20 protein-coding genes are annotated in these 24283 nt (G+C 52.9%); 11 read left to right on the forward strand and 9 right to left on the reverse strand.

What is annotated here, in order from left to right:
* The first annotated feature begins 142 nt into the window (after window positions 1–142).
* Window positions 143–2305, forward strand: a complete 2163-nt coding sequence (locus tag HBA55_RS23925; protein ID WP_166996544.1) for an ATP-dependent helicase — start codon at window positions 143–145, stop codon at window positions 2303–2305.
* Here the strand turns inward: HBA55_RS23925 and HBA55_RS23930 are convergent.
* Genes HBA55_RS23930 through HBA55_RS23940 form a run of 3 tightly spaced genes read right to left on the reverse strand, consistent with a single transcriptional unit; the run spans window position 2274 to window position 5849 of the window.
* The gene (locus HBA55_RS23930; protein ID WP_166996546.1) at window positions 2274–4607 is read right to left on the reverse strand and encodes a PqiB family protein; all 2334 of its coding nucleotides are present in this window, start codon (window positions 4605–4607) and stop codon (window positions 2274–2276) included. The two genes, HBA55_RS23925 and HBA55_RS23930, sit on opposite strands and share 32 nt — an antisense overlap.
* Window positions 4594–5226: a paraquat-inducible protein A gene (locus tag HBA55_RS23935; protein ID WP_166996548.1), complete on the reverse strand. Its 633-nt coding sequence runs from the start codon at window positions 5224–5226 to the stop codon at window positions 4594–4596. Before HBA55_RS23935 ends, HBA55_RS23930 begins: the two co-directional genes overlap by 14 nt.
* Complete coding sequence (locus HBA55_RS23940; protein ID WP_166996550.1) at window positions 5223–5849, reverse strand: paraquat-inducible protein A; 627 nt, start codon at window positions 5847–5849, stop codon at window positions 5223–5225. Before HBA55_RS23940 ends, HBA55_RS23935 begins: the two co-directional genes overlap by 4 nt.
* A 163-nt stretch (window positions 5850–6012) precedes the next feature.
* Here HBA55_RS23940 and HBA55_RS23945 point away from each other — a divergent pair, with 163 nt between their 5' ends.
* From HBA55_RS23945 to HBA55_RS23955, 3 genes are all read left to right on the forward strand, one after another.
* The gene (locus tag HBA55_RS23945; RefSeq protein WP_166996552.1) at window positions 6013–6837 is read left to right on the forward strand and encodes a type 2 periplasmic-binding domain-containing protein; all 825 of its coding nucleotides are present in this window, start codon (window positions 6013–6015) and stop codon (window positions 6835–6837) included.
* Window positions 6838–7153: 316 nt separating this feature from the next.
* Window positions 7154–8494, forward strand: coding sequence for a Xaa-Pro dipeptidase (pepQ, locus tag HBA55_RS23950; protein ID WP_166996554.1), 1341 nt, complete (start codon window positions 7154–7156; stop codon window positions 8492–8494).
* Window positions 8495–8510: 16 nt separating this feature from the next.
* Window positions 8511–9332: an IclR family transcriptional regulator domain-containing protein gene (locus tag HBA55_RS23955; RefSeq protein ID WP_166996556.1), complete on the forward strand. Its 822-nt coding sequence runs from the start codon at window positions 8511–8513 to the stop codon at window positions 9330–9332.
* 20 nt (window positions 9333–9352) lie between these two features.
* Here the strand turns inward: HBA55_RS23955 and HBA55_RS23960 are convergent, their stop codons facing one another.
* The gene (locus HBA55_RS23960; protein WP_166996558.1) at window positions 9353–9787 is read right to left on the reverse strand and encodes a GlcG/HbpS family heme-binding protein; all 435 of its coding nucleotides are present in this window, start codon (window positions 9785–9787) and stop codon (window positions 9353–9355) included.
* Window positions 9788–10046: 259 nt separating this feature from the next.
* Here HBA55_RS23960 and gcl point away from each other — a divergent pair, with 259 nt between their 5' ends.
* The 6 genes from gcl (at window position 10047) to HBA55_RS23990 (ending at window position 18511) form a co-directional block, all read left to right on the forward strand.
* A complete protein-coding gene (gene gcl, locus HBA55_RS23965) occupies window positions 10047–11822 on the forward strand; it encodes a glyoxylate carboligase (RefSeq protein ID WP_166996560.1) in 1776 nt (591 codons plus the stop codon).
* A 30-nt stretch (window positions 11823–11852) separates the two neighbouring features.
* On the forward strand, window positions 11853–12635 hold the full coding sequence (hyi, locus tag HBA55_RS23970; RefSeq protein ID WP_166996562.1) for a hydroxypyruvate isomerase: 783 nt from the start codon (window positions 11853–11855) through the stop codon (window positions 12633–12635).
* A gap of 15 nt (window positions 12636–12650) precedes the next feature.
* Window positions 12651–13541 carry a 2-hydroxy-3-oxopropionate reductase gene (gene glxR, locus HBA55_RS23975; RefSeq protein ID WP_166996564.1) on the forward strand — a complete coding sequence of 297 codons (891 nt, stop codon included), beginning with the start codon at window positions 12651–12653 and terminating at the stop codon, window positions 13539–13541.
* 221 nt (window positions 13542–13762) lie between these two features.
* Complete coding sequence (locus HBA55_RS23980) at window positions 13763–15049, forward strand: glycerate kinase type-2 family protein (protein WP_166996566.1); 1287 nt, start codon at window positions 13763–13765, stop codon at window positions 15047–15049.
* On the forward strand, window positions 15036–16457 hold the full coding sequence (gene pyk / locus HBA55_RS23985) for a pyruvate kinase (protein ID WP_166996568.1): 1422 nt from the start codon (window positions 15036–15038) through the stop codon (window positions 16455–16457). Before HBA55_RS23980 ends, pyk begins: the two co-directional genes overlap by 14 nt.
* A gap of 428 nt (window positions 16458–16885) precedes the next feature.
* A complete protein-coding gene (locus HBA55_RS23990; protein ID WP_206019947.1) occupies window positions 16886–18511 on the forward strand; it encodes a SulP family inorganic anion transporter in 1626 nt (541 codons plus the stop codon).
* Between the two features lie 48 nt (window positions 18512–18559).
* Here HBA55_RS23990 and HBA55_RS23995 read toward each other — a convergent pair whose 3' ends face one another.
* The 5 genes from HBA55_RS23995 to HBA55_RS24015 form a co-directional block, all read right to left on the reverse strand.
* Window positions 18560–19438, reverse strand: a complete 879-nt coding sequence (locus HBA55_RS23995) for a TSUP family transporter (RefSeq protein WP_166996570.1) — start codon at window positions 19436–19438, stop codon at window positions 18560–18562.
* A 74-nt stretch (window positions 19439–19512) separates the two neighbouring features.
* Window positions 19513–20787, reverse strand: coding sequence for a sensor domain-containing diguanylate cyclase (locus tag HBA55_RS24000; RefSeq protein ID WP_166996572.1), 1275 nt, complete (start codon window positions 20785–20787; stop codon window positions 19513–19515).
* 300 nt (window positions 20788–21087) lie between these two features.
* A complete protein-coding gene (locus HBA55_RS24005; RefSeq protein ID WP_166996574.1) occupies window positions 21088–21291 on the reverse strand; it encodes a hypothetical protein in 204 nt (67 codons plus the stop codon).
* 93 nt (window positions 21292–21384) lie between these two features.
* Window positions 21385–21816 (reverse strand): DUF2147 domain-containing protein, encoded by a 432-nt coding sequence (locus HBA55_RS24010; protein WP_166996576.1) that lies wholly within the window; start codon window positions 21814–21816, stop codon window positions 21385–21387.
* Window positions 21817–22115: 299 nt separating this feature from the next.
* Window positions 22116–22925: an enoyl-CoA hydratase/isomerase family protein gene (locus tag HBA55_RS24015; protein ID WP_166996578.1), complete on the reverse strand. Its 810-nt coding sequence runs from the start codon at window positions 22923–22925 to the stop codon at window positions 22116–22118.
* Window positions 22926–23083: 158 nt separating this feature from the next.
* On the opposite strand from HBA55_RS24015, the gene HBA55_RS24020 reads away from it, so the two are divergent.
* Window positions 23084–23995, forward strand: coding sequence for a LysR substrate-binding domain-containing protein (locus HBA55_RS24020; protein ID WP_166996579.1), 912 nt, complete (start codon window positions 23084–23086; stop codon window positions 23993–23995).
* The last annotated feature ends 288 nt before the right edge of the window (window positions 23996–24283 follow it).

Consider the following 24283-nt stretch of genomic DNA (forward strand, 5'->3'; position numbering starts at 1 on the left):
CCAGTGGCCAGGGGCTTGTCTTAGTCCCCTTGGACGAGACCGTTGTGGTTTATGGTGACTGTTGTTTTATACAGTGTATTTATGTACAGTGCTGGGTGGGCATGCTAGGAGACAACCCAACGTTAACTCAGAGGTAAAGGTTATGCTGCCAAACTGTACAGAACAGCAGCGCCAGGCCGCGGAATATGGCCGGGTGCTGGCTGAAGGCGGAGTGGATTCCGAGCCTCAGTTGATTATTGCGGGTGCCGGAACCGGCAAGACCAACACGCTGGCGCAGCGCGCGGCATTTCTGGTGCTCAATGGAGTGGACCCCGCTCGTATATTGCTGATGACCTTTTCACGGCGTGCGGCTACCGAGCTGGCCAATCGGGCCCAGCGCATCGTTCACAGCCGCTTAAAAGATGCTGAGATGAGTGGTGAGAAGCAGGGCGAGAAGGTGCCTGCGAACGCCACTGGGGATCAGTCAGTTATCGCCGCCAAGGCCGGAACCGACGCCACTGCCAGCGCCCTGGATTCCCTTGCCGATGGCCTGAACTGGATGGGGACCTTCCATTCCATAGCCAATCGCCTGTTGCGCCAGCACGCCACCAGTATTGGTTTGGAGCCGGATTTCAGCATTATGGACCGCAGCGATTCGGCGGACTTGATGGATGTCATGCGTCACCAATTGGGTTTTACCGGCATGGAAAAGCGCTTTCCCAAAAAAGCCACCTGCGTGGATATCTATTCCCGCTGCGTAAATTCCCAGGAACCTTTGCCCGAAGTGCTGGAGCGGGACTTTCCCTGGTGTGGCGACTGGGCCGAGGAGCTTAAAGAGTTGTTTAAGGCCTATACCCAGGCCAAACAGCGGCAGCTGAGTCTGGACTACGACGACCTGCTGCTGTACTGGTATCTGCTGGCCGGCGAAGAAGCCATCGCCCAGAAGATCCGCGGTCTGTTCGATCACATTCTGGTGGATGAGTACCAGGACACCAATCGATTGCAGGCCGGTATCATCCAGCGATTATTTCCCGACGGACGCGGCGTTACGGTGGTGGGGGATGATGCCCAGTCCATCTATGCATTTCGCGCCGCAGATGTCGATAATATCCTGTCCTTCCCGGAGCAATTTTCACCTCATGCCAAGGTGTTTCCATTAAGCGAGAATTTTCGTTCCAATCAGCCTATTCTCGATCTTAGTAATGCGATTTTGAAAGAGAGCCGGGAAGGTTACAAAAACTTCCTGCACAGCAGCAAACAGGTGGCACACAAGCCCCGGCTTGTGTCGGTGGAGGACGCCGAAACCCAGTCCCGCTATATTGTCGAACAGGTACTAAAGGCACGGGAAGAGGGCATTGATCTTAAACGTCAGGCCGTGTTGTTTCGCTCCGGCCACCATTCCGATCATTTGGAGGTTGAGCTGCGTCGCCACGATATTCCCTATGTAAAGCACGGCGGGCTTAAGTTTCTGGAGTCGGCACACGTTAAAGACGCGCTCTGCGTACTGCGCTGGGCGGATAACCCCAAACACCGTATCTCGGGCTTTCGGGTATTAAAACTGTTGCCGGGGGTTGGGCCGAAGGTGGCAGAGAAAATTCTCGACCATCTGGAGCAGCACGATTTTGACTTTTCCAGCCTGCGTTCCTACAAATCCGCCGTGATGGACCACGATACCTGGTATAGCCTGGTCACATTACTGCACGCAATCCATCACGATCTGATTGAGTGGAGCGATCAGATGCGCCAGGTGAGCCTCTGGTTTCAACCGGTGTTGGAGAGCAACTATGACAATCCCTACAGTCGCAATGGCGATATTGAGCAGCTGGCCCAAATCTCCCAGCAAGCTCCTTGCAGAGAGCGGTTTCTCAGCGAGTTGATTCTCGACCCTCCGTCAAAGTCCGGCGCCCTGTGCGACGACTCCCATAAGGACGATGATTTTCTGATCCTGAGCACGGTGCACAGTGCCAAGGGGCAGGAGTGGCATCACGTTTATTTGTTGAATGTGGCTGATGGCAACTTCCCCAACGAGTATGCGGCCAATGATCCGGTTGCCTTAGAGGAAGAACGACGCCTGTTTTACGTCGCTTTGACCCGGGCTCAGCAACATTTGCATTTAATCCAGCCGTTAAAGTATTGGGTGCCGGAGCAGCAGCGTTTTGGTGGCAAGCATGTGTATGGTGCCAAGAGCCGATTTCTGACCAAGCCGGTGCTGGCAACTTTGGAGGAAATGCCATTTCCCGATAATCGGTTGACGGAGGCGGACAAAGCCGCCGGAGAGAAAGTACTCAAGGATATTAAAAAGCAGGTGATGGGGATGTGGGATTAACCATCAGTTCGATTCGCGGGCTCCAATCAAGCCAAACTTCGTTTGGCTCCTCATGCAAAACAAAACGGGTTCCCGGTGGCACTGGCGTCCCCGCTTCGGGAGTGGCAAATGCGATTCCACCTGACAAAATGGATTCCACCGAGTTAGCCCGTATCTTTGCTCCACTAAACAGGCCAAAGTCGACACCTATACCGCTGGCATTCCAGAATTGAGACTCTGCAGACACCAGCGCTGCATATCGTTCCTCAATGGAAATCTCGATATCCACAAACTGGGCGGTATTGCCCAGCCGATAGCCATCGACCTTTCCAACAGGAATATCCCGAAAATAGACGGGCACTCCCACTTTAAGAGAACCCAATTTGGGAGTTTGTAGAACCAGTCTCAACCCCAGAGTGGTGTCGGCGGTAACGGGGGGCTGTGGCAAAGCAACAAACCTCGTTCGGGTTCTGCCCGAGCCCGGCTTGACGCTGATGTGAACACCACTGATCAGCGTTCCCAAGTGAGCGCTGTTGGATAAACCGAGCTGTGCCCGGGTAATCCAGAACTGGCTGGTTTCCCGGGCCAAATGCCTGGCCGAGGGCAGCAGAGCGATACTCGCCACCACACGATCACCTTTGGTGTTCAGGTGGAGTGCATCAACCTTACCCACATCGATACCTTTGTATTTGACTTTGGTGCCTACTTTTAGCCCCTCTCCATCAATAAAACTGACGCTGATGCGCGGGCCACGATTGATGGCCTTATCGCGATTCTCATAGAGCACGAATTGGTGGCCATCTCTGATAATGGGGGCCGCTGAGTCAGAGTTTCTTTTTGCGGGATTGTGTATTCCAATACCGCCTTTGATCAGTGCGGTCAGGGATTCCGTTTTTAACTCCAGCCCATCAAGACCACCACTGACTTGAACACCGCCAGCTTGATAGAAAAGCGTGTTTGACGAAATCAAGTCTTGGTATTCCGGTTCAATTAATACGTCTACCAATACAACGTCCCTGGCGTCGCTAAGGTGAAAACCTTCAACCCGACCGATGGCCACCTGCTTGTAATAGATCTCGCTGCCACGGTTAAGGCCACTGAGTTTGTCAGCCATAAGGGTCAGCCTCAAACCGGGGCCGTTGGGAGTTGGGGTAGGTGGTTTGGCCAACACCACGAACTCACGCTGTGAATCACCCTCACCGAAATCCATTTCCAGATAGCTGCCCCCAAGAAGGGTGCCTAATCCCGATATTTCCGACAGTGAAATCTGAGGCTTAACCAGCCAAAATCGAGTGGAGGTGTTTAACGCGAAATCCGCACGGGGATCAAACAGTAGCTCAGCCTCAACGCCGCTAAAGTCATGGTTGGGCTTAAGGCTCCTGACCGTGGCCAGGGTCATGCCTTTGAATTTTACCGGAGTATGTCCTTCGGTAATGCCGTTGGCGCTGTCGAAGTGTACGATGACGCTGATGCCCGACTGAGCGGCTTGATAGTCCTCAAACAACTCAAAATGATGACGATTGGCTACCGTTTCGCCGGAGGGCCCAACGGCGGGCGTATCAAAGGAAATGCCGCCGGCGATCATGGAGGCCAGCGAGCCGGTACGCAATTTAAAATGGGGTAAGGCGCCACTGATATTGATGCCGCTATTGTTCCAGAAGCGGGAATTACTGCGTACTCGATGCGTATGCTCCTGCTCGATGTGGATGCCGATGGAAACCTGTCTGCCATCATCCCCCAAGCGATAACTGAGCACTTCACCCACAGTAATACCGCGATGTTGAACCGGCGAGCCCACGTGCAGCGAACCCAGATTGTCAGCCGTGAGTGTCAGCGAAAGACCACTGCCCCGTTGGTTCAGGGTGGGAGGCTCTGTGAGTGCGTGAAAGTCCCGTTTTGAAGCTCCATCACCGGGCTGCAGCGTGATGTAATTACCCGAGAGAAGCGTATCCAGACCGCTGACACCACCAAAACTGACTTCCGGCTTGACCAACCAAAACCGGGTGTTGTGTTTGAGGGCTTCCCGGGCGCGGCGATCAACAGAGGCATGTGCAATAACACCGGCGAGATCAGTATTGAGGCTGAGTCTGTCCACCTTGCCGAGTACAATGCCCTGGTAACGGATCTCTGTTTTGCCTGCGGAGATACCCTCGCCGGATTCAAAATGAATATTGATGGAAATATCGGCTTCGGTAATGGCCTTGTACGCCAACCACCCACCAATAGCCGCCGCGATCAACGGTAGTAGCCATACCATTGACAATCGGGATGGCCTTTTTGCCAGCGCTTGGGGAATAGCCTGATCTGAATCAATTTGAGTCATGCTCGTCCTTTGTATCTTGTAGATCCCATATCAGTCTGGGGTCAAAAGTCATTACAGACATCATGGTTAATACCACAACCCCGGCAAACGCAGTGGAGCCGGTTCCGGCTGATACCGTGGCAATCTCTCCCAGGTCCACCAGGGTAACCAGTATCGAGATCATAAACAGGTCCAGCAGCGACCAGCGGCCAATCCATTCGATACTACGGTACATCAGCGTGCATTGATGGGGGCTCAGTCTCCAGCGCAGCTGCACCACCAACAACAGGAAGGCAATACCGAGAATTTTTATCACCGGTACCGCCACACTGGCAATAAACACTAATATGGCAATCGGATATTGACCGGACTGAATCAGTCGCACCACGCCTGACATGATCGTATCGGGTTGCCCGGAACCAAAGTAGACCACTGTCATAATGGGATACAGATTGGCAGGTATAAGCAAAATCGCGGCGGTGATCAGCAGCGCCCATGTTCGTGACAGGCTTTGAGGTAAGCGCTGAAACAAGGGAGCGCCACATCGGTGACAATAGCCGGGATTGTTGGCAGAGGCCTGTTGGTTTACCTGGTGGCACTGCAGGCAGAGTACCAGGCCCAGATCAATGCCACGCTTCATCTGTTGGTTTTCCCCTGATGTTGGGAGCGGCTCACCAAACTCCAGAGTGCCTTGGCGTTAAAGGTAGCAGTGGACCAACTGGACAATAGCAACAACGCAATAAAACTGTACAGTCCGGGTCCAAACACCAGGTCTCCCAAGTCCACCAGTTTGATAATGGCTACCAGAATTCCAAGCATATAGACATCCAGGGAACTCCAGTGTGTCAGGTGTTGGTAACCCTTCAACAAGGGCACCACCCATTGCGAGGGCGCACCTGTTGAGATGGCCAGGCACACTGCAAATCGCAGACCGAGGATCATAACCGGGGCCAACACACTGCACAGGAACACCAGAAACGCCATCCACCAGTACCCGGCATCAAACAACTGTAAAACGCCATTGAGCATGGTATTGGCGTTAGAGTTGCCGAGAATGCTCAAGGTCATGATCGGCAGGGTGTTGGCAGGAACCACCAGAATACAGCCGGCCAGGCACAGTGCCATGGGAGCTTGCAGCCCCTGATGGAGATCGTGGGGTAGGTCAGCATGGCAGCGGGGGCAGTGCGTGGTCTGCGCGGCCTCTTCGGCGGGCAGTTTGACCAACAGGTCGCAGTGATGACAGAGGGTGATGGGATCGGACATGGATCTAGCTTATTCGGTCTCGCGCGCCTTTTCAAAGTGCCTTGCTTAATGGTGGAGCGGTGGCGCTAATCCGGGGCTGATGGTACATTGCTGCCTTACGATAGCCCCAGCTCACAGGAGAGCGACAATTAAACCCCCTGTATTTATGTTTGGACTCTTTTTGATGTCCTTCTGGATAACCGGTGCGGCCATGTCCAACCAGGTAGCTGCCGCTACCCCAACTCCATTGGCGGTTTACACCTATCATGATCGGGCCCCCTATTTTTCCAGGGTGCACCAGCAAAAACTGCAACAAATCAGTACCCTGGAGCAGATCGCCCGGGAGCAGGGCATGTACCAGACTCTGATAGGGCTGATTAATCGCCAGCAGCAAGACTACTTGCTGGAGCTCAAATACATACCCCGTAAACGGCTGAACAGCCTGCTTGAATCCGGCGACTGGCAGGGTGCCGTTATCGGTGCCAACCCCCAGTGGTTCAGCGATATCGGCAAGCGAAGATACCTCTGGAGTCGCGCCATTGTTCACGACCGGGACGTGTTTGTTGTACGCAATAACAGCATCATAAAATATCAAAAACCCGAAGACATGATGGGTCGCAAGCTGGCGATGCCGCGTGGATTCTACTACGCCGGGATCACAGAGCTGGTTCGACAAGGTCATATCACCACTGTTGAGACCTCCAATGCCCTGCAGGATCTGCGCTTGCTGCTCTCCGGCCGGGTTGAGGTGGCGATTATGAGCCCGCTGACGCTGGCGTTCTTTGAACGTCACTTTTTCCGCCCGGACTCCTTTCGGCGCCTGCCGCTTCCCCAAGCCGAGTTTGCCCGACACTTGTTCTTCTCCCCGATGTCGATGGCAGAGTATGAACAGCTTCAGCCCGTCATCGATGAGGTCATCTCCGGCAGGGATTGGCATTATTACCTGTTGGAACTTGGGTGCCAGGTACCCAGCTCAGCCCGAAAAACGCCCTTGACACCCTCCTGTTGAGATAGTTACCTACAACCCCCTCGGGCTCCAATGCACCTTCACTGTTGACTCTTGGACCTATCCTTGGCCCCTAACGCTCGACTGCCTGATAAATCCGGAGAAGATTTTGTGGAGTTGGGTTTATAGACCGTAATCGTTTGAGAATCAGGTGCTTTTTCGGCAAGTTATTTGGACCGCTCTGATCGATAATGTAAGGGCTTTGCCGCGTCACTCGTTATTATTGTCGGGACACTAATCTGTGTATCCCCTGTATAACCCGAAATGACGCAACGCTGAGTAGATTGTGTCCGGCTCAACAAAAATTGGAGACCCCGTTATGGTACCAGCCAGCCTAAGCGCTATTTATCCTGACCACGTCAGCAAGCAATTCAACCTGACCCGGGATCTCCTGGAGCAGTACGGTTATCAACGCCTGGTGATTGGGGCGGGGGAGCTGCAGTACCACTACCGCGACGATACCCACGCGCCATTCAAACTTAACCCTTATTTTGCCGTATGGGCGCCATTGGAGCAGGCCGATGAAGGGCTTATCGTGATTGATCTGGATACCGACAAGCCCCAGATGTGGCTACATTGCCCACCGGATATCTGGCACGGTCAAAAGCAGTTGCGATGCGACGATATTCAACGGCGCTTTGAAGTAAGCATTTTTGAAGATCAGCGGCAGATGCATCGAACCCTGTTCAATACCGACGCAAAGACGGCCTATATCGGCCCCGATCTGGCTTTTTTCAAAGACCAGACGACTCTGGATATCAATCCGGTCCCGCTGCTGACTGCTCTTGATTACCACCGCGCCTGGAAAACCCCCTACGAACAGGGGTGTATCCGTTTGGCCAATGAACTGGCCGTTCGCGGCCACCGTGCGGCCGCTGAGGTTTTTCGAAACCGTGGCAGTGAATACCAGGCTCATCTGGCCTATCTGCAGGCTACCGAACAATTGGATGAGCAATTGCCTTACGGCAATATCGTAGCATTTAACGAACACTGTGCGGTGCTGCATTACACTCAGAGGGAGCGTATCGCACCCTCTGAGCATCGTTCTTTTCTGATTGATGCCGGTGCCGCAGCTGCGGGTTATGCGGCGGATATTACCCGGACCTATGTTGGCAAAAACAACACCCAGGCGGACAATCAATTTGCCGCCTTAATTCACTCCATGGATCAGCTACAGCTCGATATCATCAGTCGGATCGAGCCAGGCGTGAGCTATGTGGATTTACACCTTCAGACTCACAGAAACCTCGCCGCTGTACTGAAAAGCGCCGAGTTGATCTGTTGTGATGAAGAGGAGGCGATCGAGACCGGTGTCACCCGGGTTTTCCTTCCGCATGGGCTAGGCCACTATTTGGGCGTACAGGTTCACGACCGAGGCGGTTATCTGGCCGACCCGGCGGGTGACGAGGAACTGCCTCCCAGTGAGCATCCCTTTCTGCGTCTGACTCGTCGAATTGACGAGCATCAGGTATTTACCATCGAACCCGGGCTCTATTTTATTCCGCCACTGTTAGAGGCTGCCCGCAACGATCACCGAGGTCAGAGCATACAGTGGCAAAACGTTGAGCCGCTGTTGCCCTATGGCGGCATCCGTATCGAAGATAATATTCTCGTTACGGCCTCCGGATGTGTTAACTTTACGCGTACAAATGGACTCTAAATAACGAGGCAATTCGGTGGCAGCCAGAGGTAAACCCAAGACCAGCTCGACAACAAAATCCGGTAGCGGCAGCCAGGTGCAATCTTTGGTACGGGGGTTAAGAATTCTGGAAGTGCTGGCAGACTCAACAGCCGGACTTGCGCTGACTGATCTCAGCGATGCGCTGGAGTTGGCGCCTTCCACTGCCCATCGCTTGTTGTCCAGTCTGGAGCAGCAGGGGTTTGTCAGTCAAGATCAGGAGCGGGGCCGTTGGTTTATTGGCGTAAAAGCCTTCGCGGTGGGTAATGGCTTTTTGAAAACACGCGACGTGGTCAGCTGCGCGCGACCTTTCATGCGTGAGCTGGTGGCGGCAAGTGGGGAAACCTCCAACCTGGCGATTCTGGATCACGGCGACCCGGTATTTATCGCCCAGGTCGAGTGTGAAGAAATGATGCGCATGGTGGCCAACCTTGGTGGCAGGGCGCCCGTGCACGCCAGCGGAGTGGGCAAGGCAATGTTGTCCAGCCTGTCCCAGGGTGAAGTCAATCGTATATTGCGACAGCGTCAACTCACGCGTTTTAACGACAATACTCTGACCACCAAAGCGGAATTTATCGACGAACTGCGGCGCATCAGGGAGCAGGGGTACTCTTTCGACAACGAAGAGCAATCCATTGGTCTGCGTTGCATCGCAGCCAACATTTACAATGAGCATGCCGAAGCCATTGCAGCCGTTTCCATTTCCGGACCGCGTTCCCGAATTACTGATGAGCGCGTCCCCGATCTGGGGCAGCTACTGATTCAAACTGCCGATCAAATCACCGAGGCCATGGGGGGCATTCGCCCCCGCACACATTAAACTTCAAAAAGCCTGTGCCGCTATCCGGCGTCAGCCTGTAATCCGGCTGACTGAATTCCGGCGACGGCACAGCGCTCGTCGATATCGGACGTGTCTCCGGTAATACCGACGGCGCCGATAATATTGTTGTCGTCATCCCTGACCAGCACACCTCCGGGTACGGGCACCAGGTTCCCATGCGCCATGGTGGTCAGTGCGGACATAAATGCCGGTCGTTCCGACGCGACGTCACCCAAGCAGCGGGACGACATTCCCATGCCAATCGCGCCCCAGGCTTTGGCAATGGCGATGTCCGTTCGCATGATGCTGGCGTTGTCCTGACGCTGAAATGCTTTTAAGTGGCCTCCCGCATCCAGGACGGCCACGGTCAAAGGTGGTGTTTTCAACTCGCCGCCGCAGGCCAGGGCACCGCGGATAATTTGAGTGGATCGCTCAAGATCAAGTTGCATAGTCATCGCTGTGGTCTCTCTTTCTGTTAGTGATTTTTGAAGCCGCTCGCTAGTACCTAACGCATTTTTTCGTGACCAAATTGATTTTTTTAGTTTTGGTATCTGTCTTTGTCTGGTGGTTTATGATCTTTAAGTTATTGATAAATATAAATAAATATCATTATTTCCATAATGTGGAAATCTATCTCACTTAAAGTTGACACAAGTGACAGGTTTTCTATAGTATCAACTCCAAGGTTGAGGTCAACACGTTCAGGAGAGAGACATGCCAAGAATGAGAGCCATTGAAGCTGCCGTTAAAGTGCTGGAGCTGGAAGGAGTAAACCAGGCTTTCGGTGTACCCGGTGCCGCCATTAACCCGTGCTATGCCGCATTGCGCACAAACGGCACCATTAAACACGTGCTGGCGCGACACGTTGAAGGCGCTTCACACATGGCTGAGGGTTACACACGCACCCATGCCGGTAACATCGGTGTTTGTATCGGAACCTCCGGCCCTGCCGGTACCGATATGATTACCGGTTTATACTCCGCCTCTGCGGATTCCATTCCCATCTTGTGCATTACCGGTCAGGCACCTCGCGAGCGATTGCACAAAGAGGATTTCCAGGCTGTGGACATTGCCAGTATTGCTGAGCCTGTCACCAAATGGGCAACCACGGTATTGGAACCGGGTCAGGTGCCCTATGTTTTCCAAAAAGCATTTCACTTGATGCGTTCAGGTCGCCCCGGTCCTGTGCTTATTGACTTGCCCTTTGATGTACAAATGGCGGAGATCGAATTTGATCCGGAGACCTACGAGCCTCTTGCGGCCTACAAGCCGACGCCAACGCGCGCGCAAATCGAAAAAGCGCTGACTATGCTGAATGAATCGGAGCGCCCGCTCATCGTCGCCGGTGGTGGTGTGATTAATGCCGATGCCTGTGACCCCTTGCTTGAGTTTGCCGAAATTACCGGTGTTCCGGTTATTCCGACCCTGATGGGGTGGGGCAGCATTCCCGATGACCACCCGCAAATGGTGGGCATGGTTGGCCTGCAGACGTCACATCGCTACGGTAATGCCACATTGCTGGAATCCAATTTTGTTATGGGCATCGGTAATCGCTGGGCCAACCGTCATACCGGCTCTGTGGATGTCTACACAGAGGGGCGCACTTTTGTGCATATTGATATCGAACCGACCCAAATTGGGCGTGTCTTTATGCCGGACTACGGCATTGCCGCCGATGCCGGCGCAGCATTGGAATTACTGGTAGAGGTTGCACGCGAATGGCGGGCCGAAGGTAAGCTGGCTGATCGCAGCGAATGGCTGCAGCAATGCCAGGAGCGTAAGCGCACGCTGCAGCGTAAGACACACTTTGAAGATGTACCGGTGAAACCCCAACGGGTCTATGAAGAAATGAATGCCGCCTTTGGGCGCGACACCTGCTACGTCAGCACCATTGGCTTGTCGCAAATTGCGGCGGCGCAGTTCTTGCACGTCTACAAGCCGCGTCATTGGATCAATTGCGGTCAGGCCGGTCCATTGGGCTGGACGATTCCGGCGGCCCTGGGTGTGTGTGCCGCGGATCCGCAGCGTCAGGTAGTTGCTCTATCCGGTGACTACGATTTCCAGTTCATGATCGAGGAACTGGCGGCGGGTGCGCAGTTTAATTTGCCCTACATTCATGTGGTGGTAAACAACTCGTATCTGGGTCTGATACGCCAGGCGCAGCGGGGATTTGAAATGGACTATTGTGTGCAGCTGTCGTTTGAAAACGTCAACGCACCGGAACTGGGCAGCTACGGTGTGGATCATGTGGCCGTGGCCGAAGGTTTGGGCTGTAAAGCGATTCGCGTGCGTGACCCGGAACAGCTTCAGGAAGCTTTTGCCCAGGCCCGTTCGCTGATGGCGGAATACAGAGTGCCGGTGGTTGTGGAGGTGATTCTCGAAAGAGTAACCAATATCTCTATGGGAACCGAAATTAATAACGTCACCGAATTCGAGCAGCTGGCAGGCAACGCCCAGGATGCACCAACGGCCATTTCGTTGCTCGACTGAATATAACCATAAACGTAACAGGAGCTGATCATGCCTAAACTAAACGCCAACCTTTCCATGTTGTTTACCGAGGTGGATTTTCTGGATCGCTTTGACGCCGCCGCCAAGGCCGGATTTCAGGGAGTGGAGTATCTGTTTCCCTATGCCTTTGAGGCACAGGACATCGCCGAGCGCCTGAAAGCGAATGATCTGCAACAGGTGTTGTTCAATCTCCCGGCCGGCAATTGGGATGCGGGGGAGCGAGGTATCGCCTGTCATCCGGACCGCCAGGAGGAGTTTCGCAATGGTGTCGAACTGGCGATTCAGTACGCTAAAACGCTGGGCTGCAACCAGTGCAACGTGCTGGCCGGCATAGTACCGGAGGGTGTCAGCCAGGAGCAGGCTCACGCCACTTTCGTAGAGAACCTGCGTTACGCGGCGCCTTTGTTAAAAGCGGCGGGTGTGAAGTGCCTGATTGAAGCCATCAACACACGGGATATCCCCGGGTTCTTTCTTAACAATACGGCGCAGGCTGTGGGAATTATCGATGAGGTGGGCGGCGACAACCTGTTTTACCAATACGATATCTACCACATGCAGATTATGGAGGGTGATCTCGCCCCGACGATCGAAAATAACCTGTCCAGTATCGCCCATGTGCAATTGGCCGATAACCCCGGCCGCCATGAGCCCGGCACCGGCGAGATCAACTACTCGTTCCTGTTCGGTTTTCTGGACAGTATCGGCTATGACGGCTGGATCGGTTGTGAATATAAACCCAAGCAGTCTACCGAAGCCGGTTTGGGCTGGCTGAAGACCCACAATGTAATGTAACTGGAGAACACGTTTATGAGCAAAATAGGATTTATCGGAACCGGCATTATGGGTCTGCCCATGGCTCAGAACCTGCAGAACGGTGATCATGAGATTTTTGTTTCCGAGCACTACAAAAAAGCCCCGGAGGCGTTGATCAGTGCCGGCGCTACTGCGTGCCCGACGCCCAAAGCGGTGGCGGAAGCTGCAGACTTTATTATCACTATGGTTCCCGATACCCCTCAGGTGGAAGAAGTATTGTTCGGTGAGAACGGTGTTGCCGCCGGACTGAGCGCGGGTAAGACCGTCATCGATATGAGCTCCATTTCGCCCATGGCAACCAAGGACTTTGCGCAAGCCATCAATGAGTTGGGTTGCGAATACCTGGACGCGCCGGTTTCCGGTGGCGAGGTGGGAGCCAAAGCGGCCAGTCTTACCATTATGGTGGGCGGTACCGAAGCTGCTTTTGAGAAAGCCAAACCCCTGTTTGACCTGATGGGTAAGAACATAACACTGGTCGGTGGCAACGGTGACGGACAGACCTGTAAAGTGGCCAACCAGATTATCGTGGCGTTGAATATTGAAGCCGTCAGTGAGGCTCTGGTATTTGCTTCCAAGGCCGGCGCCGATCCCGCCAAGGTGCGTGAGGCTCTGATGGGTGGATTTGCCGCCTCCAAAATCCTGGAAGTGCACGGCGAGCGTATGATCAAGCGCACCTTCGATCCCGGTTTCCGTATCGGCCTGCACCAGAAGGATCTGAATCTGGCATTGAGTGGCGCCAAAGAGCTGCAGATGAGCTTGCCCAACACCGCCTCAGCACAGCAGTTGTTCAGCACCTGTGCCGCCAATGGTGGTGGCGACTGGGACCACTCCGCCATGGTCAGAGCCTTGGAGCTGATGGCCAATCACGAGATCGGAGGCCAATAAGCAAGCTACCCCTTTACGTACTGCAACCAACTCTGCTGTACCTGCGCTGTTCGATCACCCCAATTCAGCGCCTTTCCCAGTCAACGGTTATACTGCCCGTTGGCTGGGCTTTCTTTGGATGGAGCTTTTCAACGGGTATTTCCGTATGGTGATCATGGTAGTATCCGTTGAAAATTTTCATTGCCACGTCGCTGTGACGACGTCACTGCAGGAGCACAAGTATGACGATACAACCGCAAGCTTTCCTGTCCGAACTCTTTGACACCGCGGTTGCGGCGGCCCACCCACGCCAGGTGTTGGCCGATTACCTGCCCGAAGATCGCAGCGGCCGCGCTGTTGTGATCGGCGCGGGTAAGGCGGCGGCCTCCATGGCCGCGGCACTGGAGCAGGCCTGGCAGGGGCCTCTGAGTGGATTGGTGGTTACCCGCTATGGCCATGGCGCCGAGTGTCAGCATATCGAAGTGGTCGAAGCCGCTCATCCCGTCCCGGACGATGCCGGCGAGGCGGTTGCCAAACGCATATTGGAGCTGGTCAGTAACCTCTCTGCGGAGGATCAGGTGATTTGCCTGATTTCAGGTGGCGGCTCCTCGTTGCTGGCCCTACCGGCTCAGGGAATCACGCTTAAGGATAAGCAGGCCATTAACAAGGCGCTGCTGAAATCCGGCGCCAGCATCGACGAGATGAACTGCGTGCGCAAGCACCTTTCCGCCATTAAGGGCGGTCGTCTGGCCAAAGCGGCGTATCCTGCGCGGGTTCATACCTTTGCGATTTCTGACGTTCCCGGCGACGAAGCTACCGTTATTGCTTCAGGCCCCACCGTTGCTGATCCAACGACATCGGCCCAAGCTCTGCTTATTCTCAATAAATACGAGATCGACATTCCCGACACTGTTCAACAGTGGTTGCTGGATCCTGCATCGGAAACGGTAAAACCCGGCGATCCGGTTCTGGACAACTGCCACTTCACTATGATCGCTACGCCACAGCAGTCACTTGACGCTGCGGCAGAGATAGCGACAAAAAGAGGTATTACACCGCTGGTATTAGGAGACGGTATAGAAGGGGAGTCGCGCGAAGTTGCCAAAGTACACGCCGCCATTGCCCGGCAGATCGCCGAGAGACACCAGCCGTTACCTGCCCCTTGTGTGATACTGTCTGGTGGTGAAACCACCGTTACCGTCAAAGGCAAGGGCAGGGGTGGCCGCAATGCCGAATTTCTGTTGAGCCTGGCTATATCATTGCAACAACATCCGCGTATATTTGCACTGGCGGCTGACACCGATGGCATTGACGGTTCCGAAGACAACGCCGGATGCCTGTTAACACCGCAGACTTATACCCGCGCTCACAGCCTCGCACTGAATGCCAGTGATTATCTGGACAACAATGATGGCTACAGCTTTTTCGAGGCAACCGACGACCTGCTGATGACCGGTCCCACTCGCACCAATGTCAACGACTTTCGTGCAATCCTGATTCTCCCGGAGGGAAACTATGAGTCCGAATAATAAGAACACCAAAATTCTGGCCACGCTCGGTCCGGCTATAGCCGACAAAGAGGCGCTTCGCCAATTGGTGAATGCCGGCGCCAATATTTTTCGGCTCAACTTCAGTCATGGCTCTCATCAGGACCACGAGCAACGCTACCGCTGGGTCAGGGAGATCGAAGAAGAGACCGGTCGCCCCATCGGTATATTGATGGATTTGCAGGGGCCGAAAATTCGTGTTGGCACTTTTAGAGACAGTCAGATTGAACTGACAAAGGGCAACAAATTTGTTCTGGATAATGACTTTGAGCAGGGAGATGTAAACCGTGTTCAGCTGCCGCACCCGGAAGTCATCGAAGCACTTGAGCCAGGCATGGAGCTGCTCTTGGACGACGGCAAGATCCGATTGCGGGTTGATGCCTGCGATTGCGATAGTGTGGAAACGACGGTTGTTGTCGGTGGACCTTTGTCGGATCGTAAAGGGGTGAATATTCCCGATGCGATTTTGACCAGTGGTGTGCTGACCGAAAAAGACCGCGACGACCTGGAGTTTGGCTTAAACCTGGGTGTTGATTGGGTTGCCCTGTCGTTTGTACAGAGACCACAGGATGTTGAATTTGCCAAAGAACTGATAAACGGCCGCGCTTCGATTATGGCAAAGATTGAAAAGCCGTCTGCTGTAGAGATGATCGAGGATATTGTCGTTACTGCAGACGGTATTATGATTGCCCGCGGTGACCTTGGTGTTGAAATCCCGGCAGAGCAGGTACCCAGTACGCAGAAACGAATTATTCAAGAATGCCGCAAGCAGGGCAGACCCGTAGTCGTCGCCACGCAGATGCTGGAGTCTATGCGTGATGCTCCGACACCAACACGCGCTGAGGTAACGGATGTTGCCAACGCGGTGTTTGAAGGTGCGGATGCGGTAATGCTGTCGGCGGAGACTGCGTCGGGGCGCTACCCGATAGAGGCTGTTGAGATGATGAGTAAGATCATCCGCCAGGTAGAAGCAGATCCTCGCTTCCGGGCAGGGCTGGATGCGACTCACGCAAAACCGGAGCCGACATCAGCAGATGCCATCAGTTGTGCGATTCGTCGTATCTCCACAATTTTACATATTCCCGTGACCATCAATTTTACCGGTACAGGGAGCAGTAGCTTGCGTGCCTCACGGGAACGACCACAGGCGCCGATTCTCAGTCTGACAAGAAATCTCGCAACGGCGAGAAAGCTGACTGTGGTATGGGGCATTAATTCTGTGCACGATCCTGATTTTGACGGCAAGGGAGATTTTGTTCGTCAGGCTTTGGATGCGGCCAAACGGGAACGGGTAGCGGCGGTTGGAGATACCGTCGTGATTACCGCAGGAATGCCTTTCGGGCAGCAGGGAAGTACTAATCTCCTGCGTATTGAAACCATTCCCGCCTGACCTCAATTTTCGACCCGGAAGGGGACGGAGGTTGCTGCCTCTGTCCCCGCAGTACGTGAACAAAGTTGTACCACTGAATCGGACCGCAACGGACTCTGATAGCGCCCACCTGCCCAAATAATACCGTGCAAACTGACCACAAAAACCCGCAAAACCTAAACACTTAAACGATTAATTACCAGAAAAAAACCGGCTAGACTCCAAGGTCATTAAAAACCCCCTAAATATGCAAACACAGGTCTTGACACAAGTGTCAGGATTTCTATAGCTTAGAGCCCTGGCCGAAACGTTTGCCGAATTAGCCCGGAACGCGTTGAGGTCGAAACAATAAACATGATAAATAACTTACGGGAGGACAACTTCGATTCATCGAGCCCACCTGCTCCAACCACGGTGTCGGCGACCATGACTTCGAAGTGAGTAAACCGATGAACCGACAAACATCCACCTATCCGCTGTTCGCACGCAGTGACCTCAGTGCCTTCTGGGCACTGTTTACTGATAACCTCACAAACCTCATTGTTCTCGGCGGTATCTGCAAATTTGTTTTTAACATGCCCGCCGATATCGTTTTTGGTCGCATCGTCCCCGGTGCCGCCGTCGCCATTCTTGCCGGAGTCATTGTTTACACTCTGATGGCCCGTCGACTCGCCGCCAAAACCGGTCGCGACGACGTTACTGCATTGCCCTACGGTATCAGTACACCGGTTATGTTTGTTTACCTGTTCGGTGTGATCGGTCCCATCTACTGGTCCACTAACGACGCGCTGCTGGCCTGGCAGGTTGGTATCGGTGCCGGCTTTATCGGTGGCATTGTCGCTGCCTTTGGCGCGCTGATTGGTCCATTCCTGAAGCGGGTAACGCCTCGCGCGGGTATGCTGGGAACCCTGTGCGGTATCGCGCTTGTCTTTATCGGTACCGTTTCGCTGGCCAATATTTTTGAAGAGCCCGTGATCGGTTTTGTTTCCCTGATGATTATCGTCTGGGGGTTGGTGGGCCGTTTCAAGTTACCGTTTAATCTGCCTGCCGGTCTGGTAGCTCTGATTGTGGGCACTATCATGGCTCTGTCCATGGGTAAGGCTTCCGTAAGCTTTGACGGCGTGGGTTTTTATCCACCGCTGCCTTACTTCGGTGATTTGATCGCCGGTCTGCAGCATCTGTTCAGCAACCCTGAGTTGTTCCTGGTGTTGGTACCTGTTCAGATTTATAACTTTATCGAAACCATGAACAACGTAGAGTCCGCCGAAGCCGCCGGTGATAAGTACCCGGTTGCCGCCTGTCAGGTTACCGATGGTGTCGGTACCATGATTGGTGCTGTGTTCGGTTCTCCGTTCCCCACCACAGTCTATATCGGCCATCCGGTTTACAGCCGCATGCAGGCGCGTTGTGGTTATGTTCTAGCCGTGGGCGTGGTGTTCTTCCTGGCGGCAACCTTTGGTCTGCTGGCATTCCTGAGTAATCTGATACCGCTTTCTGCTGCTGCCCCCATTCTGGTCTTTGTGGCCATCAGCCTGATTTCTGAAAGCGCCAACAGCGTTAAGAAAGAACACATGATGGCTATCGCCATTGCCATGATGCCGCATGTTTCCAGCTTTGTGATGGTTAAGTGGGGCTCCATGATGAATGCCTTGCGCGATGCGGGTGCTGCCAATCTGCCCAATCTCACCGATGAAGCAATGGTAGGTGCGATGCTGCAACAGGGCGCTCACGTCTTAGGCCACCAGGCCCTGTCTCAGGGGGCGATTATCACCGGGCTGATGTGGGGGGCTATTGTCGCCAGTGTCATTGATGGTCGTTTCCGCAACGCCGGTTGGTTCTCGGTTGTCGGCGGAGTGATGGCCTCTATTGGTATTCTGCACTCCGGTTCCATGCACCTGCCGGTCTTTAACGGCATTGTCGGCGGTTACCTGGCTATTGGTGCCTTCCTGTTGCTTTACCCCATGTTGTCCAAAGTGGAAACACTGGACGGTCGGGAGGTGACGACTGACGCCGATAACGACGAAGATGAATCAGATGTGGTAGGACACGGACATCAAATGACGTCTGAACGCTAAGCTGCAAACACCAGGAAAAGCCCGGGCAATGCCCGGGCTTTTTTTGACTCAAAAAAACGACCCCAATCCCATCGCCAGTATCCACAAAGCAAACAACCGCTTGAGTTGCATGACCGGAAGATAACAGGCGAGCCTGCGCGCAAGCCAGGCACCCACAATGGCACCCGGCCCTGCAAAGAGGACAACTTGCCAATAGAGGTTGGGAGAGAACAGCAGATGTTCCCAGACGCCGGCCAAAACCGTGATCGCTGACACCACCACAGCCGCTGCCACCGCCGCAACGGCGTTAAAGCCCCTTAGAATAAGGTAAATGGCCAGGATTTCACCAACGCCTACGGATAACCAAGCAGTAATGGCGCCGCCCACCAGGCCCAGCAGAGGCAGCATCAGAAAATCCCTGTCTTCAAGATTCTGCCGGTATTGGCTCTGTGGCTCCCGAAAACTCACATAGAGAATGGCAATTCCCAGAATAATGGAGAATACCGCAAACATTTCCTTGATAGGGCCGGGTGCCGAAACATTCAGGCCATAGACCAGCCACATTCCTAGGACTGAGGTAACCGAGACCAGGGTGATGGTTGGTACGTAGGCGCTCCAGTTGCGGCGATCGATCTCGGTGTCGATATTGCGCCAGTAACGGGTCCAGGCTACGGCCCCGGTGGTCATACCCATACACTGAATACCAAAGCTGGTGGCGACCGACTGTGCAACGCTGAATTGCAACTGGTCAAAAGCGGGGATAAAGACCACACCTCCACCGGCACCGGTAGCATTGGCAAAGATGGCTCCGATCACGCCCAGCAGGGCAAAAGCCAGGTACTCGGTAACAATGGCAATAGTATTGGGAAGGCTGAGCAAGACCAGAATCCAGAGCGCCAGCAACACTATTGCAGGCTGCAGAATCAGGGCTCTGACACGTATGAGCACGGTTAATAAATTCCTGTTTTAAATGCAAATTGTACTGATTGCTGACACTTCTATACAGTCTAGTGCATTCGTATTCAGGATGGGGTAAGCAGGTTTAAAGGTGCCAATTGGTATCCGGCGTCTGATTCTCGCTTGGCCTGGTACATATTCTTGTCCGCCGCGTGCACCAGGTCACCCAGTGACATATGGGAGTCGGTCTCGCCGGAATAGAAACACGCACCGACACTGATGGAGACGTCGATATTTTCAGCGGTCAGTGCCAGGGCGGATGCGTTGAAGGTGGCCGCAATCTTCTCGCAGATGATTTCCATATCTTCGATACGAGGCACATTGGGGCAGATAGCAACAAATTCATCGCCACCAAAACGAGCGACAACATCCGTACGTCGGAACAAGTTGCGAAGCAGGGCTGCGCATTCCACCAGCACCATATCGCCGATGCGGTGGCCGTAGCTGTCGTTGATGGGTTTGAAGTTATCCAGATCGATAAAGAGCAGCCCCATACTGCGTTTTTCTTCGTCGATATTGATTTTGATTTCTTCAGCAATCTCGTAGAAGGGCTCCTTTCGAAGCAAGCCCGTCATCTGGTCGTGATACGCCAGATCTTCCAGTTTGCGACGAATGGCGCGTTCGTCGGTCAGGTCGTAACTGATAAAGATGATGTTTTTCAGCTCTCCGTTACGATACACAGGCACGATATGCAGCTCTTCCATAAAGGTACTGCCGTCCTGTTTGACACTGCGAAACTCGCCGACGAACTCAGGCCGCCTTTCGATCTCATCGAGTATATCCACCCGGTTTAGCCCAGACAGGGGACTGGTGATGGTTTTTAGATCGAAGATATTCACGCCCGCGATAAGTTTGTCGCTAAAACCCGTACGACGTTTAAAACGGCGATTAATAACATCAACCACACCCTGGTGATCTGTAATCGCCACTGAAAACGGGTTGTGTTCAAATACCGTCGATTTCAGCATCAGTTCTTCCAGGCGTTTATGCTGTATCGTAATGTCTTCAAGCAGCAGGAACACCACGACCTGGTCATCGTCGACAACGGAGGAGGCTTCACAGCGAACGGTGACTTCCTCTCCATGGCAGCCCTTAAGGCTGAGGTCGTAGTGAGAGACACTGCAATTGTTGATCAAAGCAGCGCTGTATTTTAGAAATTCACGTTGGTGATACACAATTTCCGGAAAGAAATCGGGCAGCTCATCTTGATGGTGGTAACCCAGAATTTGCAACAGGCTATGGTTTACCAGAGTAATACGATTGTTTTCGATACGCATATAGCCTTCGCTACTGCGCATTAAAAGAAAGTCCCTTTCGCGGACATCCAGGCTTTTATTCATTATTATTTTGCCACCGTTACCAATTACAGACTAACAGTCACCTCCGGCAATATAAACAGCCCTATGTCAGCCGTGTGCGCAACTTGTTGTAATTCTGCCTGTATTTCTGGCGATACAATCAAGCGCCTCCCAACAGCAATACGGCTATCTGCAGGATGTGGCATTTCGAGGCAGTATGCCAGCACTCTCAGGATGTGGCTAGACCTGAGAGTCACAAAAATCAAATATGGTGATATGTGGCCAAGAGGACGTCAACACAAAGCTATCAGTCTCAATTGACCAGTTATTGATCAATTTGGGTCAGTGTTTTGTGTAAGCGACAATGGAAACGCCCAGCTTTGATTCCAGTTCCTTGAGCCGTGCCAGCTGATCATCCGTTAAATGAGCCGGTTGGGGGTCTTGTTCTACAGCGACCATCGTCAGGTCAAATTCCTGTTCCAATGACTGCAGTGCTTGCAGGGCAGACTTGTCCAATGGGGCAGGGTGGTAGTTATTGTAGGACACGCGGAATACCTCTCAATGTTACTGTGATGATACCGAACCATCAGTATAGTCAGGAATCGGTTATTGAGAGTACGTAACCAAGCCAGAAAAGGATCAAAGACGATTCCACACCTTGGTTTGGGAAAATACACCAAAACCCGCTTTCAGCTTGAGCGTGTTGCCTTCGCGCCAGACTTCACAGTCATATTCACTGCCGGACTCCGGATCCAGTACCTGACCGTTGATCCATTTTTCGCCGTCGGCTTCCAGCCCGGTGATAAAAACGAGGCCTACAATGGGTTGGCCCTCGCGGTCATCTGAACATTCCGTGCAGACAGCGTTTTGGTTAGTATCGTCGTAGAGTTTCACGATACGTCCTCGCAGTTCATCACCTTCCATAAACAGCTCGACCAATGATTCAGGTTGGCCAAAGCGGTCAGTGGTTTGCCATTGGCCTGTTACGGTGTTATCCATCGCCAGTGCTGAGCTGCTAAGCAATAGTCCGTTCAGCAATACTGCGCTAAGAAGCTGAGAGAGTTTGGTCATGGTGGCTATCCTCTTGTTTTGATTCCCGGGAACCTAAATGTGACCGCCAGTGTAGCACTCTCTCTTTCCTGACCCCGCTTTACAATCCGTAAAGAACTGATAATGTCGCGGATTGACGAAAGCAAGGCTTCAACGGCTGATGGTCAGTCTGTAAAGCGCAAGCCCAGGGTTTCATGCTGTTATCGAGGGATACAAGATTGTTTAATTTAGAAACCGGTTCAAGGCCGTCTGTTTTAAAAACCGGTTCAAGGCCGTCTGTTTTAAAAACCAGTTCAAGACTGTCTATCTTAAAAACCGGTTCAAGACTGTCTGTCTTTAAAAGCGGGCTTCCGTTTTTCCAAAAAAGCCATCATGCCTTCCTGGTTTTCTTCCGAGCCCATGGTATTGAGCACAGCCTGCCTTTCCATTCGCAGTGATTCTTCCTGAGAAAGATCAGCGCCCCTGATAATCACCGGAATAATTTCACTCATCGCCAGAGGAGGGATGTCGGTGGCCAGCTGGAGGCCCAGTTCAATAGCCCTTGCTTTCAGTTTGCTGTTGTCGACCACCTCATTAACCAACCCGATTCGCCAGGCTTCAGGACCGTCTATTTTCTTTGCCCTAAGAATCATATCCAGTGCGTGCATTCGGCCCACCAGTCGGGTTAACCGGGCACTGCCTCCCCAGGCCGGTACAGTACCCAAATCCATTTCCGGAAGTCCTATCCGGCAACCGTCTTTGGCGGCAAGTCGAAAATGACAGGCCATTGGCAGCTCCAGACCGCCACCCAGGCAGTAACCAAACATGGTAGCGATTACCGGTTTGCCGAGGTTTTCAATGGCCGACAAGACACGAAGCCGCTGGTCGAACAGTGCCTCAAGTGCCATCTTGCTGCCGACTTTATCCACCAACTGTTTGAGGTCCATGCCGGCTGAGAAATTATCTTCACCTTCAGCGGTAAACAGGACGGACCTGATACTGTTGTCAGACTTGAGTTCGGGAAGCAACTGCTCCAGTTGATCCATAAAATCGGTCCCCATCATGTTCCAGGGAGGACGATTGATGGTAATAATAACCAAGCCTTGATTCCTGGTGACAACAAAGGGTTTCGAAGGTTTTTGAGTTGACATCCGCAGCTCCTTAAAGGTCGTGTCAATATGTAACTGTTAAGATAATCTGTTCCAATTGACGTCTCAATTCATATAAATTGATTTAAAGATAAGATTTACTTAATCCTGAATGAGGGCTAGCATTGGTGGCACAGCAGACACTCAATAGCTGGAATACAATGACCACTGCCAGGATACGAGCCCCCAGTAATCCGCCCCCCATCCAGTGGCTGGTCGTCTTTGAGGCCGCAGCCACCCACCGCAGTTTTAAGCTTGCTGCGTCGGCGCTGAATGTCTCTCCCCCTGCGATCAGCCAACATATCAAGTCGTTGGAGGAGTGGCTGGGTATGGCGTTGTTTAATCGCAGGGCAAGGCAAATCGAACTGACCACCGAAGGGGAGTTTTATTACGAGATCGCCGCTGAGCTTGTTAGAACCCACAAGCAGGGATACCAGGACTTTATTCGACGTTTCCAGCAACGCTCACTTCGCGTCAGTGCCTCTCTGTTTATCGCCCAGGAGTTGATGATTCCCAATTATTTATCCTTCAGCGACTACGCTGAGGATGTCGAATTGCGTATTGAGGCTCGCAGTTCCTATGTCGATTTTGAAACGGAACCTCTGGACGCTGCAGTTCGTTTCGGGGTTGGTGATTGGCCGGATTTGGAAAGCCGTTTGCTTTGCAAGGTTCAGCTCGTTCCTGTGTGCAGTCCCAAGTACGCCTGCGAAAACTCCGTGAATACTCTCGATGATCTTCGTCATTACCGTTTGATTTCTCCTTCAGAAGATACACGGCTATGGCATAGGGTGCTTGGCGAAGAGGCCGTAACCAATGGAGACATTCTTGTCTGCGATTCCTATCTGGCGGCTGTCAAGTCTGCTGCCGAGGGTTTGGGAGTAACACTGGCTCTGTTACCGAGTACAAATTTATGGATCAAAGACGGGCGGTTGGTTCGATTTCTTGATGTAGCGATTCCTACGGATTACGGATACTGGATGGTGTCGCCAAAGCAGAGTGAACAGAGAAAGGAAGTTGAAGCGTTTTATTTTTGGATAAGTTCGTTATTTGAAAGTCTCGATTCGGTGAAATAGTTGAAAGTCTCACGGATTTTGAGGTCCATCTACGTTTAGAAAACGTAGTACTGAAGAATCTTTTCGAAAGCAGTTCAATTGACCACGGGAGTTGAAGAACTCATCATTCTACAGCCTGGGTCCGGTGCTTGTGTGTGTGTTAATGCAAGTTAGAAATGTCCTGTTAATGCAAGTTAGAAATGTCCTAACTGTCTGCAACTTAGAAATGTCCTGTATTTCAGAATGCTACTTTGCCTGTGTGACAGCTGGATTGCTCGGTCGTTCTCGCTGCGATTGTTGTTGGGCCCG

The sequence above is a fragment of the Pseudomaricurvus alkylphenolicus genome (assembly GCF_011683955.1).
GTDB classification, from domain to species: domain Bacteria; phylum Pseudomonadota; class Gammaproteobacteria; order Pseudomonadales; family Cellvibrionaceae; genus Pseudomaricurvus; species Pseudomaricurvus alkylphenolicus.

Excerpts from the sequence above, each read along its gene's own strand:
- HBA55_RS23945 (WP_166996552.1), top strand. The coding sequence starts at position 6,013 with ATGTCCTTCTGGATAACCGGTGCGGCCATGTCCAACCAGGTAGCTGCC.
- HBA55_RS23930 (WP_166996546.1), bottom strand. The coding sequence starts at position 4,607 with ATGACTCAAATTGATTCAGATCAGGCTATTCCCCAAGCGCTGGCAAAA.
- HBA55_RS23990 (WP_206019947.1), top strand. The coding sequence starts at position 16,886 with ATGAACCGACAAACATCCACCTATCCGCTGTTCGCACGCAGTGACCTC.
- HBA55_RS23940 (WP_166996550.1), bottom strand. The coding sequence starts at position 5,849 with ATGTCCGATCCCATCACCCTCTGTCATCACTGCGACCTGTTGGTCAAA.
- HBA55_RS24000 (WP_166996572.1), bottom strand. The coding sequence starts at position 20,787 with ATGAATAAAAGCCTGGATGTCCGCGAAAGGGACTTTCTTTTAATGCGC.
- HBA55_RS23980 (WP_166996566.1), top strand. The coding sequence starts at position 13,763 with ATGACGATACAACCGCAAGCTTTCCTGTCCGAACTCTTTGACACCGCG.
- pepQ (WP_166996554.1), top strand. The coding sequence starts at position 7,154 with ATGGTACCAGCCAGCCTAAGCGCTATTTATCCTGACCACGTCAGCAAG.
- HBA55_RS23935 (WP_166996548.1), bottom strand. The coding sequence starts at position 5,226 with ATGAAGCGTGGCATTGATCTGGGCCTGGTACTCTGCCTGCAGTGCCAC.
- pyk (WP_166996568.1), top strand. The coding sequence starts at position 15,036 with ATGAGTCCGAATAATAAGAACACCAAAATTCTGGCCACGCTCGGTCCG.
- HBA55_RS24010 (WP_166996576.1), bottom strand. The coding sequence starts at position 21,816 with ATGACCAAACTCTCTCAGCTTCTTAGCGCAGTATTGCTGAACGGACTA.
- gcl (WP_166996560.1), top strand. The coding sequence starts at position 10,047 with ATGCCAAGAATGAGAGCCATTGAAGCTGCCGTTAAAGTGCTGGAGCTG.
- HBA55_RS23925 (WP_166996544.1), top strand. The coding sequence starts at position 143 with ATGCTGCCAAACTGTACAGAACAGCAGCGCCAGGCCGCGGAATATGGC.
- glxR (WP_166996564.1), top strand. The coding sequence starts at position 12,651 with ATGAGCAAAATAGGATTTATCGGAACCGGCATTATGGGTCTGCCCATG.
- HBA55_RS23960 (WP_166996558.1), bottom strand. The coding sequence starts at position 9,787 with ATGACTATGCAACTTGATCTTGAGCGATCCACTCAAATTATCCGCGGT.
- HBA55_RS24020 (WP_166996579.1), top strand. The coding sequence starts at position 23,084 with ATGACCACTGCCAGGATACGAGCCCCCAGTAATCCGCCCCCCATCCAG.
- HBA55_RS24015 (WP_166996578.1), bottom strand. The coding sequence starts at position 22,925 with ATGTCAACTCAAAAACCTTCGAAACCCTTTGTTGTCACCAGGAATCAA.
- hyi (WP_166996562.1), top strand. The coding sequence starts at position 11,853 with ATGCCTAAACTAAACGCCAACCTTTCCATGTTGTTTACCGAGGTGGAT.